Source organism: Streptomyces sp. NPDC001108 (assembly GCF_053598535.1).
In genome coordinates this window covers 625,513-637,812 of sequence record NZ_JBSFKL010000001.1, presented here as the reverse complement: position 1 = coordinate 637,812, position 12,300 = coordinate 625,513, and the positions used below count along the sequence as shown (strand labels likewise).

The 12,300-nt window shown below is 71.6% G+C and carries 13 protein-coding genes; 6 read left to right on the top strand and 7 right to left on the bottom strand.

Features of this window, described 5'->3' with window-relative positions; translation table 11 throughout:
- Positions 1-13 precede the first annotated feature (13 nt).
- The 5 genes from ACWC97_RS02815 to xylB form a co-directional block, all read right to left on the bottom strand.
- Positions 14-547, bottom strand: coding sequence for a DUF4232 domain-containing protein (locus tag ACWC97_RS02815; protein ID WP_450647017.1), 534 nt, complete (start codon positions 545-547; stop codon positions 14-16).
- Positions 548-729: 182 nt separating this feature from the next.
- Positions 730-2,097: a cytochrome P450 gene (locus ACWC97_RS02810; RefSeq protein ID WP_450647015.1), complete on the bottom strand. Its 1,368-nt coding sequence runs from the start codon at positions 2,095-2,097 to the stop codon at positions 730-732.
- Positions 2,098-2,315: 218 nt separating this feature from the next.
- Positions 2,316-3,167 (bottom strand): hypothetical protein, encoded by an 852-nt coding sequence (locus ACWC97_RS02805; protein WP_352274783.1) that lies wholly within the window; start codon positions 3,165-3,167, stop codon positions 2,316-2,318.
- Positions 3,167-4,441, bottom strand: coding sequence for a VWA domain-containing protein (locus ACWC97_RS02800; RefSeq protein WP_352274782.1), 1,275 nt, complete (start codon positions 4,439-4,441; stop codon positions 3,167-3,169). The genes ACWC97_RS02805 and ACWC97_RS02800 overlap by 1 nt, the downstream gene beginning before the upstream one ends.
- 75 nt (positions 4,442-4,516) lie before the next feature.
- On the bottom strand, positions 4,517-5,998 hold the full coding sequence (xylB, locus tag ACWC97_RS02795) for a xylulokinase (RefSeq protein WP_352274781.1): 1,482 nt from the start codon (positions 5,996-5,998) through the stop codon (positions 4,517-4,519).
- Between the two features lie 206 nt (positions 5,999-6,204).
- On the opposite strand from xylB, the gene xylA reads away from it, so the two are divergent.
- Positions 6,205-7,374, top strand: coding sequence for a xylose isomerase (gene xylA / locus ACWC97_RS02790; RefSeq protein WP_450647012.1), 1,170 nt, complete (start codon positions 6,205-6,207; stop codon positions 7,372-7,374).
- Positions 7,375-7,399: 25 nt separating this feature from the next.
- Here xylA and ACWC97_RS02785 read toward each other — a convergent pair whose 3' ends face one another.
- Both ACWC97_RS02785 and ACWC97_RS02780 read right to left on the bottom strand, forming a co-directional pair.
- Positions 7,400-8,644: an ROK family protein gene (locus tag ACWC97_RS02785; protein WP_450647010.1), complete on the bottom strand. Its 1,245-nt coding sequence runs from the start codon at positions 8,642-8,644 to the stop codon at positions 7,400-7,402.
- 78 nt (positions 8,645-8,722) lie between these two features.
- Complete coding sequence (locus ACWC97_RS02780) at positions 8,723-9,769, bottom strand: tyrosine-type recombinase/integrase (RefSeq protein WP_450647009.1); 1,047 nt, start codon at positions 9,767-9,769, stop codon at positions 8,723-8,725.
- Between the two features lie 234 nt (positions 9,770-10,003).
- Here ACWC97_RS02780 and ACWC97_RS02775 point away from each other — a divergent pair, with 234 nt between their 5' ends.
- From ACWC97_RS02775 to ACWC97_RS02755, 5 genes are all read left to right on the top strand, one after another.
- Positions 10,004-10,519 (top strand): DUF6232 family protein, encoded by a 516-nt coding sequence (locus ACWC97_RS02775; protein WP_450647007.1) that lies wholly within the window; start codon positions 10,004-10,006, stop codon positions 10,517-10,519.
- A gap of 1 nt (position 10,520) precedes the next feature.
- A complete protein-coding gene (locus ACWC97_RS02770; RefSeq protein ID WP_450647005.1) occupies positions 10,521-10,847 on the top strand; it encodes a hypothetical protein in 327 nt (108 codons plus the stop codon).
- A 180-nt stretch (positions 10,848-11,027) separates the two neighbouring features.
- Positions 11,028-11,714: a TetR/AcrR family transcriptional regulator gene (locus tag ACWC97_RS02765; protein WP_450647003.1), complete on the top strand. Its 687-nt coding sequence runs from the start codon at positions 11,028-11,030 to the stop codon at positions 11,712-11,714.
- A 193-nt stretch (positions 11,715-11,907) separates the two neighbouring features.
- Positions 11,908-12,102 carry a hypothetical protein gene (locus tag ACWC97_RS02760; protein ID WP_450647001.1) on the top strand — a complete coding sequence of 65 codons (195 nt, stop codon included), beginning with the start codon at positions 11,908-11,910 and terminating at the stop codon, positions 12,100-12,102.
- A gap of 75 nt (positions 12,103-12,177) precedes the next feature.
- Positions 12,178-12,300: a hypothetical protein gene (locus ACWC97_RS02755; RefSeq protein WP_450646999.1), complete on the top strand. Its 123-nt coding sequence runs from the start codon at positions 12,178-12,180 to the stop codon at positions 12,298-12,300.

Genomic DNA, 12,300 nt, shown 5'->3' with positions numbered 1-12,300 from the left:
GGCCCTCCCGGGGTCAGTTCGGCGCGTTCCCCAGCGCACGGTCCGCCGCGGCGGCCGACTCCTGCCACAGCGTGGTGACCGGCTCCCACACATGGACGCCCCGGGGCATGCCCACGGCCGCCGCGCCGAAGGTCACGCCGTAGTGGGAGGGGTCCGCCGCGACGGACAGGCTGCCGACGACCCGGCCCTCGGTGGCCGAAGAGTCCGCGGTGCGCACGGCGGCGTAGGCCCGCTCGCCGCCGGACAGCACGTACGGGCCGCTCTCGGAAGGCGGTACGGGCAGGGCGGAGCCGTCCAGTCCGCGGAAGGTGATCGTGGGGATGCGGTCCACCGTGCAGGACCGGTCACCGGTGTTGGTGACGCTGATCCGGGCGACGTTCCGCTGTCCGCCGGGCGCGGCGCGTACGTCGAGGTTCTTCTCCCGGCAGGTCTCGGGGGCGGCGGTCGCGGTGGACGCGGATCCGGCGGCGGCCGCCGCCGCGGTGCCGGTCAGGGCCAGGGCGGCCGCGGCGCAGAGGGCGGGCGTGAGTGCGGAGCGGAGGCGCATGGTGGTTCTCCCCTTCGATCGGCATGCGTCGGCACGCATCGACATGCGTCGACGGCCCGCAGGCCGGGGCGGCCGACATGGACAGTGTGGACCGTGGGACCCGATCTCCGCGACAGATCGGGCATGGGTGCGCCACCGCGCCCGGTGCGGGACCGCCCGCGCACCCGCACCGGAGGCCCCCGTTACCGTGCGCGGACCGTCGCCAGGACGTCCCGGTCCGGCTGCAGGGTCAGCGACGGCACGGGGTTGACGACTCCCGGGTCCACCACCAGCTCGAAGCGGCGCGCCAGCACGGCCAGCACCAGCACCGCCTCGACCATCGCGAACCGGGTGCCCAGGCAGGCCCGGGGGCCGCCGCCGAACGGGAACCAGGCGTACTCCGGGATGTCGTCGCCGGATTCCGGGTCCCAGCGCTCGGGGCGGAACTCCTCCGGCTCCGGGAACCACCGCGCGTCGCGGTGCGTCACCCACTGGCTGCTCCACACCCGGGTGCCCTCCGGCATCGGGACGCCGCCGATCCGCGCCCCCTCCTTCGCGACCCCCGTGACCAGCCAGATCGTCGGATACAGCCGCAGCGTCTCCTTGACCACGGACTGCGTGTACGTGAGCCGCGCGTAGTCCTCGATCCCGGGCTCCCGGTCGCCCAGCACCCGGTCCAGCTCCTCGACGAGCGCGGTACGCACCCGGGGTGCGCGGGACAGCAGGTACCAGGCCCACACCAGGGTGGAACTGGTCGTCTCGTGCCCGCCGATGTACAGCGTGACCGTCTCGTCCCGGATCTCCCGGTCGCTGAGCCGGGCCCCCTTCTCGTCGACGGCGGTCAGCAGCCGGCTCAGCAGGTCGGGGCGGTCCTCCCCGCCGTCGCGGTGGCGGGCGACGACCCGGGCCACCTCGGCGTCGATGACCGCGGCGGCCCTCCTGATCCGGGCCCGGCCCGGCGTCGGCACCCAGTCCGGCAGGACGGCTCCGAGCCCGGCGAACTCCTTGCCGATCTCCCGCTGCGCCACGTCCATCGCCCGGCCCATCGACTCCGCGTCGGCCGCCGTGTCCACCCCGAAGATGGTGCGCACGGCGATCCGCTGGGTCAGCGCCGCCATCTCCCGCTTGACGTCGATCCGGTCGCCGTCCGACCAGCCGTCCGCCAGCTCCACCGTGCTGTCCGTCATCGTCGCCGCGTACGAGCGCACCTGCTTGGGCCGTACCGAGGGCTGCACCAGGGAGCGCTTGCGCCGCCAGTCGGCGCCGCGGGCGACCACCACGCCGTTGCCCATCACCGTGCGGAAGGCGATGCCCAGGGCAGGCTGGTCGAAGGAACGTTCCGTCTCGGTGAGCAGTTCGCCCACGCACTCCGGATCGGAGACGAACACACAGGGATTGGGGCCGAACCGCCAGCTCACCATCGGCCCGTACGAGCGCAGCCGGCCGAAGAAGGCGAGCGGGTCCTTCCCGAACCGGAGCAGACTGCCGAGGAACGGCAGCCCCTTCGGGCCGGGGACGATCCGGTGCTCGCGCGCCCGGCCGCCGACGGCCGGGCCGGTCTGCGTGGACATGGGAGGTCTCCGCTCTTCATGGCGCGCCCGAACCGGTACGCGGCGACTGGATCCAGCCGCACCGCCCGCCGTCCGGAAACACCATCGGCCTTGTGCGGTACGTGGGTTGACGAGCCTAGTCGCGTGCCGCCCGCCTGGGGACGGGGCGGGCGGCTGGTGGCGGAGAATGGGCGGTCCGTGACCGCCGGACGGCTGTCCGGCGGTCACGGAGCCGCGGGTCAGACGTGCGGCGGTACGTGCGACGGGCGGCCGCGCCCGCGCGTGAGGGAGTACCCGAAGACGCCCGCGAGCGCCCCGAGGATCCCGCCGCCGACCGTCCACAGCCAGCGGTCGGTCCACCAGCCCGAGGCCCAGCCGTCCTCGGGCTCACTGCCGAGCGAGACCGTGCGGGTGGAACCGTCGCCGTCGTCGTCCGACGACTCGTCCGCGGCCTGCGCGACGGAGGAGATCCCGGGGACCAGCGGCTTCGACAGGGTGCCGTCCACGTCGGCGGAGCCGCCCTTGTCGACGGAGGTGACCTCGACCTCGGCCCGCACCGGCAGACCGAGGTCCGTCGACGGCAGGTCCACGACCGTCAGCCGGACGTAGTAGCTGCCCGGCAGCGGGTCGTTGGCCCACGGCTCCGACCAGGCACGGACGGTCCGCAGGACGCACTTCAGCTCGACCGTCGGCGCGTCGGCGGCGGCCTTGCCGGTCTGACGGCCGTACATGCACGCCTGGCGGCGGCGCAGTCCGTCGTACACGTCGACCTGCCAGGTCGACGCACCGTGCCGGGCGGTGTCCTGCGGCAGGGTGATCGTCGCCGTGACGGTGGCGCGCTGGCCCGCGTCGGCGGGGAACACCCAGTACAGGTAGTCGCCGGTGGATGCCTCGGCGGTGGCGCGCTGGCCCTGCTGGAGGGCGGTCGCGGTCCGGAAGGCGGTCCCGGCCTCGGTGGGGGCGGAGCCGTCGCCGGCGGCGCCGGGGCTCGGGCTCGTCGACGGGTCGTCGGCCAGCGCCGCGCCCGCCGGGGTGAGCAGGGCGAGCCCGGTGATCAGGGCGCCCGCGAGCAGACGGGTTGTCCTACGCATCAGTTGGTCCTCCAGACGGCGACGCGCCAGCGCGAGATCCAGCCGAAGACCAGACCGGCGAGCAGTCCGGTCAGGACGAGCACGCCCAGCAGCCACCAGCCGCGGCCGAGTCCGAACGCGGCGACGTCGGCGGCGTCGTCCGGGCCGTCCACCACGTCGATGGTCAGCTCGATCGGCAGGCCGGGCTCGGTCTTCACCGAGGCGGGGGCGGAGAACGAGTTGCCGACCTGGAGACAGACCGTCTCGGCGGCGGGCTTGTCGCTGTCGGTGTCGTCCAGTTCGGCCTTCGGGTAGCGCAGACCGGAGGAGATCACGTCGGTGCGTCCGGTGCCGGACTCCGAGCCCCGTACGATCTCGCGGCCGTGCACGGTCAGCGCCCGCATCAGCACGCCGTAGTCGTTGTTCACGGCGCGGTCGGCGGCGACGCTGACCGAGGCGCGCAGCTCCTGACCGGGCAGTACATCCACCCGGTACCAGCGGTGCTGGCCGAAGGTCTCGCGGTCGGTGTACAGGCCGGGCTTGAGCTGCGGCGCGTCGGTGCAACTGTTCGCGCCCTCGGTCGCCACCGGGGTGACGACGGGTTCGGCGGCACGGTCCACCAACTGCTTCACGCGGCCGGAGAGTTCGTCGGTGTGCTTGACCGCGGTGTAGGTGCCGCCGGTGGCCTCGGCGATGCAGGTCAGCTGCTCGCGGATCTTGGTGTTGGGCACCAGGCCCAGGGTGTCGATGACCAGGTGGATGCCCCGGGCCGCGATGTCACGGGCCACCTCGCACGGGTCGAGCGGACCGCAGGTGTCCTCGCCGTCCGTGATCAGGACGATCCGCCGGGTGGCGTCACCGCCCTTGAGGTCGTCGGCGGCGCCCAGCAGGGCCGGGCCGATCGGGGTCCAGCCGGTGGGCGCCAGGGTGGCGACGGCGGTCTTGGCCTCGGTGCGGTCGAGCGGGCCGACCGGGTAGAGCTGCCGGGTGTCCTTGCAGCCGACCTTGCGGTCGTTGCCCGGGTAGTCGGCGCCGAGCGTGCGGATGCCGAGCTCCACCTGCTCCGGCACCGCGTCCAGCACCTCGTTGAACGCCTGCTTGGCGGCGGTCATCCGGGACTGGCCGTCGATGTCGCGGGTCCGCATGGAACCGCTGACGTCGAGCACCAGCTCGACCTTGGGGGAGGGTTGGGCGGTGGGTTCGCCGGCGGCGGCGGGGAGCGCCGAACCGAGCCCGGCGGTCAGGGTGGCGAGCAGAATGCCCACCCCGACCGTCAGCCTTCTTCTTATGATCATCGCCGGATCCTATTGAAGTTCGCGGCGCATCCCCAAACCGGCGTGGGGCCGCTCGCCGGGCCCGCTGGGGAACCGTCAGGAACCGCCCAGCAGGGGGCCGGAGGCCCGTTCCAGCACCGATTCGATCCGTTCCCAGGTGGACAAGTCCCTCGGCACGGGCGGTAGTTGGAGTCCGTTGCCGGTTCCCCAGCCGGTGGCGACCGCGACCGGGTCGGCCCCGCCGGCCGCGGCGGCGGCCAGCGCGGCGGCGCCCAGCGCCACCGGTTCGTCGCCGCCGGGCACGATCACCGGCCGCCCGGAGAGCCGCCGTACCGTCTCCACCCAGATCCGGCCCCGCGCCCCGCCGCCGATCAGCCGGAGCGGGCGGGCGGCCACCGAGGGGTCCGCCGGGTCGAGCCCGCAGGCCCGCGCCAGCTCGTCCTGGGCGCGCAGTACGGTGACGACGGCCCCCTCGTAGGCGGCGCCGAGCAGTTGCCGGGGCGTGGTGTCGTGGCGCAGGCCGGTGAGCAGCCCGGAGGCGTGGGGCAGATCGGGGGTGCGCTCGCCGTCGAGGTAGGGGAGGAGCACCGCCTCGCCGCCGGGGTCCGCCGCTTCCCTGTCCAGACCGAGCAGGGCGGCGATCCGGTCCACGGCGAGCGTGCAGTTCAGCGTGCAGGCCAGCGGGAGGTAGGTGCCGTCCGTCGCGGCGAAACCGGACAGGGCCGGTGAGACGGGCCGCGTCCGGGAGGCGGCGAAGACGGTGCCGGAGGTGCCGAGGCTGAGTACGGGGTGGTCCAGCAGCCCGGCCGCGCCCAGGCCGAGGCCGACCGCCGCGCCCATGTTGTCCCCGGTGCCCGCGGCCACGGCGATCCCGGCGGGCAGGCCCAGTGCCCCGGCCGCCTCGGCGGTCAGCCTGCCGGCGCGGTCCGCGCCCGTCCGCGCCACCCGGGGCAGCAGGTCGGCGTCCAGGCCGAGGAGTTCCAGGAGGACGGGGTCGTAGCCGCCGCTCGCGGTGGAGTACCAGCCGGTGCCCGAGGCGTCGCCCGGGTCGGTGACGGCGGCGCCCGCGAGCCGTTCGGTCAGGAAGTCGTGCGGCAGGCGCAGCGCGGTGGCCGCGGCGGCGGTCTCCGGCTCGTGCTGCCGCAGCCACCGCCACTTGGACGCGGTGACGGAGGCCACCGGCACCGTCCCGGTCCGCGCGGTCCAGGCGGCCGGGCCGCCCAGTTCGGCGGTGAGCGCGGCGGCCTGCGGGGCGGAGCGGGTGTCGTTCCACAGCATCGCGGGGCGCAGCGGGCGGCCCGAGGCGTCGAGCACGACCAGCCCGTGCTGCTGTCCGGCGACCGCGATGCCGGCCACCTCCCGGGCCTCGGCGCCCGATTCCGCGAGCCCGGCGCGCACGGCCGCGCACAGCGCCCGCCACCACTGCTCGGGATCGCTCTCCCGGGCACCCGCCTCCCCGGTGACGGTGTGCGGTGCCCGGCCGACGCCGAGCGTCCGGCCGCTGTCGGCGTCGACGAGGACCGCCTTGGTGGACTGGGTGGAGCTGTCCACGCCGATGACGACGGTACGCGGCGGCATGGGGCCTCATTCCTGGGGGCGCTGGGCGGGGCACGGCATTCGATCGTGCGCGGAACAAATTACGGGAGCGGAGGTTCGAAGAACACCCCGGTGCTCGGTACTTACCAGAAGGAGGCGCCCCGTGCATCATTAGTCATGTCAGTGAACAAATCAGAGCCGGGTGCCCTCACGACACCGGGCCCGACGGCAGCGAAGGCGGCCAGACGATGACGGAACGCTTCACGCCCACCCCGGACGACCGGTTCACCTTCGGGCTGTGGACGGTGGGCTGGCAGGGGCGCGACCCGTTCGGCGACGCGACCCGGGCCCCGCTCGACCCGGCCGAATCCGTGCGACGGCTCGCGGAGCTGGGTGCGTACGGGGTGACCTTCCACGACGACGACCTGATCCCGCCCGGCGCGACGGAGGCCGAGCGCGAGGGGACCGTGAAGAGGTTCCGGCAGGCCCTGGACGCGGCCGGACTGGTCGTGCCCATGGCCACCACGAACCTCTTCACCCACCCGGTCTTCAAAGACGGCGCGTTCACCGCTAACGACCGGGACGTACGCCGCTACGCGCTCCGCAAGACCCTGCGCAACATCGACCTCGCCGTCGAGCTGGGCGCCACCGTCTACGTGGCCTGGGGCGGCCGGGAGGGAGCCGAGTCCGGCGCCGCCAAGGACGTCCGGGTCGCCCTCGACCGGATGAAGGAGGCGTTCGACCTGCTCGGCAGGTACGTCACCGAACAGGGGTACGACCTGAGGTTCGCCATCGAGCCCAAGCCGAACGAGCCGCGCGGCGACATCCTGTTGCCGACCGTAGGCCACGCCCTCGCCTTCATCGAGCGCCTGGAGCGCCCCGAGCTGTTCGGCGTGAACCCGGAGACCGGCCACGAGCAGATGGCCGGGCTGAACTTCCCGCACGGCATCGCCCAGGCCCTGTGGGCGGGCAAGCTCTTCCACATCGACCTGAACGGCCAGTCCGGCATCAAGTACGACCAGGACCTGCGCTTCGGCGCGGGCGATCTGCGCCAGGCTTTCTGGCTCGTCGACCTGCTGGAGACGGCCGGTTACGCGGGCCCGCGCCACTTCGACTTCAAGCCGCCGCGCACCGAGGACCTCGACGGCGTCTGGGCGTCGGCGGCGGGGTGCATGCGCAACTATCTGATCCTCAAGGAGCGGGCCGCGGCGTTCCGTTCCGACCCCGCCGTCCGCGAGGCGCTCGCGGCCGCCCGTCTCGACGACCTGGCCCGGACCACCGCCGAGGACGGGCTGCGCGGGCTGCTGGCCGACCGCTCGGCGTTCGAGGAGTTCGACGTGGACGCGGCGGCGGAGCGCGGCATGGCGTTCGAGGCCCTGGACCAGCTGGCCCTGGACCATCTGCTCGGCGTCGCCTGAACCGTGGCCGGGGCCCGGTGGCCGGTCAGCGCGGCGGGCCGGCCGCGTACGCCACCGGGTCGGCCAGCACCTCCGCCAGCACCAGGGCGGCTCCGCCCCGGGCCGCGTCCCCCGCACCGGACGAGGGACGCAGCCGCCCGCTCCCCGGCGACCAGAGCCCCGACACCACCCGGTCGGTCAGCTCTCGGGCGGCGGGCGGCGCCAGCCACGGCATCAGCCCCCGGTAGATCCCGCCGAGCACCACCGCGTCCGGGTCCAGCAGATTCACCGCCCCCGACAGCACCCGGCCCAGCATCCGGCCGGCCTCCGTCAGGGCGGCCACAGCGGGCCCGTCCCCGGCGCGGGCCCGCCGCTCCAGCTCGGCGACCCCGGCCCCGCCCCCGCCGTCCTCGATCCCGGCGGCCCGCAGCAGCGCCGTCTGTCCGGCGTACCGCTCCAGACAGCCGCGCGAGCCGCACCGGCACCGGGGGCCCTGCGGATCGACCACCACGTGCCCGATCTCCCCGGCGAACCCGTGCGCCCCGCGCCACAGCTCGCCGTCGACGACCAGGGCGCCGCCGACGCCGATCTCCCCGGTCAGATAGAGGAAGCCGCGGACCGGCCCCAGCCCGCCGAACCACAGCTCGGCCAGTGCCGCCAGATTGGCCTCGTTCTCCGCCCGTACCCGCAGCGCCGGACGGCCGGGGCGCGCGGCGGCCAGCGCGGCCGCGAACAGCTCGTCGGCCGGTACCGCGTTCCACCCCAGATTGGGTGCCTGGCGCACCGTGCCCCCGGAGACCAGACCGGGCAGCGCGAGCGTCGCCGCCACCGGGAACAGCTCCTGCTCGCGCGCCGACTCCAGGGTCCGCGCCGCGATCCCGGCCGCCCGCGCCAGCACGTCCCCGGGCGATGCGCCCCGGTTGTCGAGGTGTTCGGTGAGCCGGACCCGTCCGGTGCCCGCCAGATCGACGACGCACACCGACACGTAGTCGATGTTGACCTCCACGCCGAGCCCCGCGGGCCCGGTGCGGGCCACCTTGAGCGCGGTGCCGGGGCGGCCCGCCTGGCCGCTGAAGGTCTTGCCGGACTCGGTCAGGAAACCGATCCCCAGCAACTGCTCGACCAGCGAGGAGACCGCGGCCCGGGTCAGCCCCACCCGGGCGGCGACCGTGGCCCGGGTCGCGCCGCCGTCGGGCTCGTCGCGGACCGCCCGCAGGACCAGGCTGAGGTTGCTCCGGCGCACGGTGTCCTTGTCGGCCTTGGGCCCCAGCGGTGTGACGTTCCTCTTCATGTCGGGCCGAGCCTATGCGATCGCCCGTACGAGGAGGTCAACCGGAATACGCCGGAAACGTGCCGTAGGCCGCTGTGATCAACCCTGACGGCGAGCGGCGGGGTCGCGCTCAGCGACGTGCCGGGCGACCGCGTCGACGCCGGGACGGGCGTACCGCTCCAGGGAGCGGACGGAGGCGTGGCGGGAGCGGGCCAGCAGCATCGGTGTTGACGTGCCGTTCTCCGCGTCGTGCGTCAACGCACTGTGTCTTAGCCGGTGCAGTGTCCACCCCTCCAACTCCTCGATGTCCTCGGGCTGGGCGAGCGGGTTGGCCAGCAGCCGGGTGGACTCCTCGAAGATCTCCTCTGCTCGGCGGTAGGAGAGCCGGGCGCGGCCGGTCTCCTCGCACACGTCCAGCGTCGCGGTCCCTGCCGGGGCCCTGCGGCCGGTGAGGAACAGCGGGCCGCGGGTGCGGCCGGCGATGAGGCGGGGCAGCAGTTGGGCGGTGCCGGACTGCCAGTGAATCCACTCCGTCGCCCCGCCCTTGGCGGTGATCTTGCCTCGCTTGTCCTGCGGGTACAGGTCCTCGACGTTCAGGCACAGCACCTCGTCGGCGCGGGCTGCGGACTCGTAGAGCATCTTCCAGAACGTCTTCTCCCGCAGGGTGACGTCGAGGCGCCACAGGGCGGCGATCTGGTTCTCGGCGAGGGCCTTGGTGCGGTCCGGCGGTGCCGGCCGCCGCTCGATGCCGATCGTCGGATCGCATTCGATCCATCCCTGGCGCTGCCACCACCCGATCGCCTTGCGCGCGATGGACAGCTCCCGGTTGACGGTGTCGGCGTCCATCTCGTCCGCCCGCGCGGTGGCCAGTTCCGCCAGCACCTCCGGCAGCGCCGGGTCGTCGATCCCGGCCACCGGGAAGACGGGCGGCTTCGCGCCCCGGCGGGCGGGTCCGGTCGGCGCGGGTTCGCCGGCGAGCATCCATCCCCACGTCGTCAGCGAGATCCGGTAGATCCGTGCGGAGGACTTCGCGATGCCCGCGCCGGTGAGGTACCGCTCGACCGCCGCGGTGTACGACGCGGGCGGGGCGGACAGGGGCACCACCCGGGCGCGCGGCGAGGGCAGCACGCCCCCGCCGTCTGGCACGCTCGGCAGTTCGACCGACACTCGGCCCCACCCCGTTCCGCCCGCCGCAGGTCGCGGTGATCACGGTAGAGGCTCTGCCGCAGTAAATTCGTTATTTACTGCGGCAACCACTGAATGTTCACGCCAAGGCGGTCCTTCACGCTGCACACAGCCGGAGCGCGAGCCTAAAGATGCGCTACTTTCTAAAGAGCGTTTAACTCTGGGGCGATTAGCCCCCATCGCGGGGGTGGAGGGGTGACGGCGGTGCCCTACAAAACTGATCTTGTTGAGGCGAAGATCAAGGAGCAAGTCCTGTGGATCGGCACTGACGCCTTTCCGCTGCGCAACGTTACGGCAACCCGACGAGCGGTCATCGAGCCTGACCGTTGGGGTGCTGTAAAGAGGTCCCTGAAGTCCCTCTTGGCGCTGTTCATCTTCCTGGTCATCGCCATGATCGTGGGGGAGTCCGTCAGTGGCACTCTCAAGGAACTTGCCACGTTGTCCGCAATGGCCATGTTCGTCATTCTGATCGTTGTGCTGGTGAAAAGACTTCGCGCACCAGAACTCTACGAGCTGATCATTGAGACGGCGAGTTCGGTGCAGACTGTGGTAGCAAGCCCGGACTTCATGAAGGTTGGCGCACTCGACAAGCAAATCATGGAAGCAATCAATAACCCACAGGTCGAGTTCCAGTTGCAGATCGAGAACGCTCATATCGGCGACAAGATCACGCAACACGGTAACCACAACATCGGAAAGCAGGTCGGGTAGCGTGAGCAACAGCTTCCATATCGGTGACTCCGTCACCCAGCACGGCGACCACAACACCGGAATCGTCAAGAACCAGGCGCCTGCTGACCCTGCTGCGGCGCTTCAGACGCTGGTTGCAGCGGTCCGGCTCCTGCACGACCAAGTCCCTGTTGAAGACCAGCAGGTCATCGACGACGCACTCCAAACGATCGAGGCCGGCCCGGACGTCCCTCGCGGCACTCTACGCCGGGCGCTCTCGAACATCGCTGGCATCGCCACGATGGTCGGAGGGGTCGGTGTCCCCGTTATCGAGGCTGTGAACGGCGTGAGAGCCGCCCTAGAGGCCTGATCCGTGACGGCCTGCCACGGTCTTCCCAGCCACGCTGCAAGGCAGAGGTCCGTGAATGCACTTCTGCGATGCAATTGTCGCGGAAAAAGTCTTGTTTCCGTAGCTAAAGCCGCGCAGATAAGAATCAAGAGGGGCGAGTGAATGGCGACACCGGGGCGTCGTGAACGGCTACGGGCCCAGATGTCCGCAGAAGTGCGATTCGTTGCCCGCCACATCATCATGCACCAAGGCGTCGAAGCCCTCACCTTGGCCGAGATCGCCCGGCGTGTGGAGGTGACCCCTGCCGCCCTCTACCACCACTTCAAGGGCGGCCTCCCGGAGATTGTGTACCGGGTTGCCGAAGACATCATCGACAATCTGCTGCAAGAACTTCAGTCTGCGGCTGATTCTTATCCTGCGGACAACTTTGCGATGCGCATGATTGAGCCAGTTCGTGCGCTCCGAAGCTGGGCAATCGCGCACCAGCCCGAATTCAACCTGCTGTTCGGCACACCGTCCACAGCCGCCGGCGAGGCCCACGCCGAACTGACCAGTACCTGGGTGCGGCGACTCGCCGCCGTCTGGGGCCCGATCTTCGTACAGCTGTGGACGGAGCGCCGCTTCCCGGTTCTCGCCGAGGACGAGATGGGTCCGCGACTGCGGCAGCAGATGCTGGCCTACCGGGAAGACACCGGCGTGGACCTTCCTCCTGGCGCGATGGTGGTGATGCTGAGCTGCTGGCGGTCGCTCTACGGCCAGATCGCGCTGGAGGTCTTCGGGCACTTTGCCCCCCTGTTCTCCGACCAGGAGCCCATGTTCGAGCTGCTGATGCAGGAACTAATGCGTGGCATGGGCCTCGAAGACCAGTATCAACCGCCGACCCGTTAAGCCCGCGGCCTGGAATCGACACCACCGCCGGGCGAGTCATGTCGAGTCCCGATGCAGTTCGCTGCTCGTGATGAGCGAGTCGCCACACCAGTCACAAGGAGGCTGATTGATGTCTACGTGGTTGATCATCTCAGAGGAGACCGGCACGGCCGATGGGGCGGCATCGCATCGGCAGATCAAGGTCATTCGGACCGTGAACGGAAACAAGACCCGGGAACAGGCACTCGTCGAACTGCGCAACGTGGCCAAGAGTCATGTGCCCGACTCGCTGAAGAGCACCTCAACCGTGGTGGGACGTGACAGCGACGGGTCCTTCTGGGTGCTGCCGAAGAACGGCAAGGGCCATGCTTCCTGCAACGTCCGTCTCATCGAGCAGATACGTCCCTGAGCTGCGCCGATCCTGTAGCTGGAGCTGCGCTGCGTACGAATCGATCTTCGTCGCCGGTCACGCCCAGTCGAGCTGTTGACCATCGACTCCACCACCGTCACCGAGCAACTGGGCGTGAACCTCGACCAGGCCCACGAGTACCGGCGCCACCTCGCGGCCGAGACTGACGGGGTGATGCAAGAGGCCGACGCCAACTGA

Bases quoted from the DNA above. Each gene is read 5' to 3' on its own strand.
- ACWC97_RS02815 (WP_450647017.1), bottom strand. From the start codon at position 547: ATGCGCCTCCGCTCCGCACTCACGCCCGCCCTCTGCGCCGCGGCCGCC.
- ACWC97_RS02810 (WP_450647015.1), bottom strand. From the start codon at position 2,097: ATGTCCACGCAGACCGGCCCGGCCGTCGGCGGCCGGGCGCGCGAGCAC.
- ACWC97_RS02805 (WP_352274783.1), bottom strand. From the start codon at position 3,167: ATGCGTAGGACAACCCGTCTGCTCGCGGGCGCCCTGATCACCGGGCTC.
- ACWC97_RS02800 (WP_352274782.1), bottom strand. From the start codon at position 4,441: ATGATCATAAGAAGAAGGCTGACGGTCGGGGTGGGCATTCTGCTCGCC.
- xylB (WP_352274781.1), bottom strand. From the start codon at position 5,998: ATGCCGCCGCGTACCGTCGTCATCGGCGTGGACAGCTCCACCCAGTCC.
- xylA (WP_450647012.1), top strand. From the start codon at position 6,205: ATGACGGAACGCTTCACGCCCACCCCGGACGACCGGTTCACCTTCGGG.
- ACWC97_RS02785 (WP_450647010.1), bottom strand. From the start codon at position 8,644: ATGAAGAGGAACGTCACACCGCTGGGGCCCAAGGCCGACAAGGACACC.
- ACWC97_RS02765 (WP_450647003.1), top strand. From the start codon at position 11,028: ATGTCCGCAGAAGTGCGATTCGTTGCCCGCCACATCATCATGCACCAA.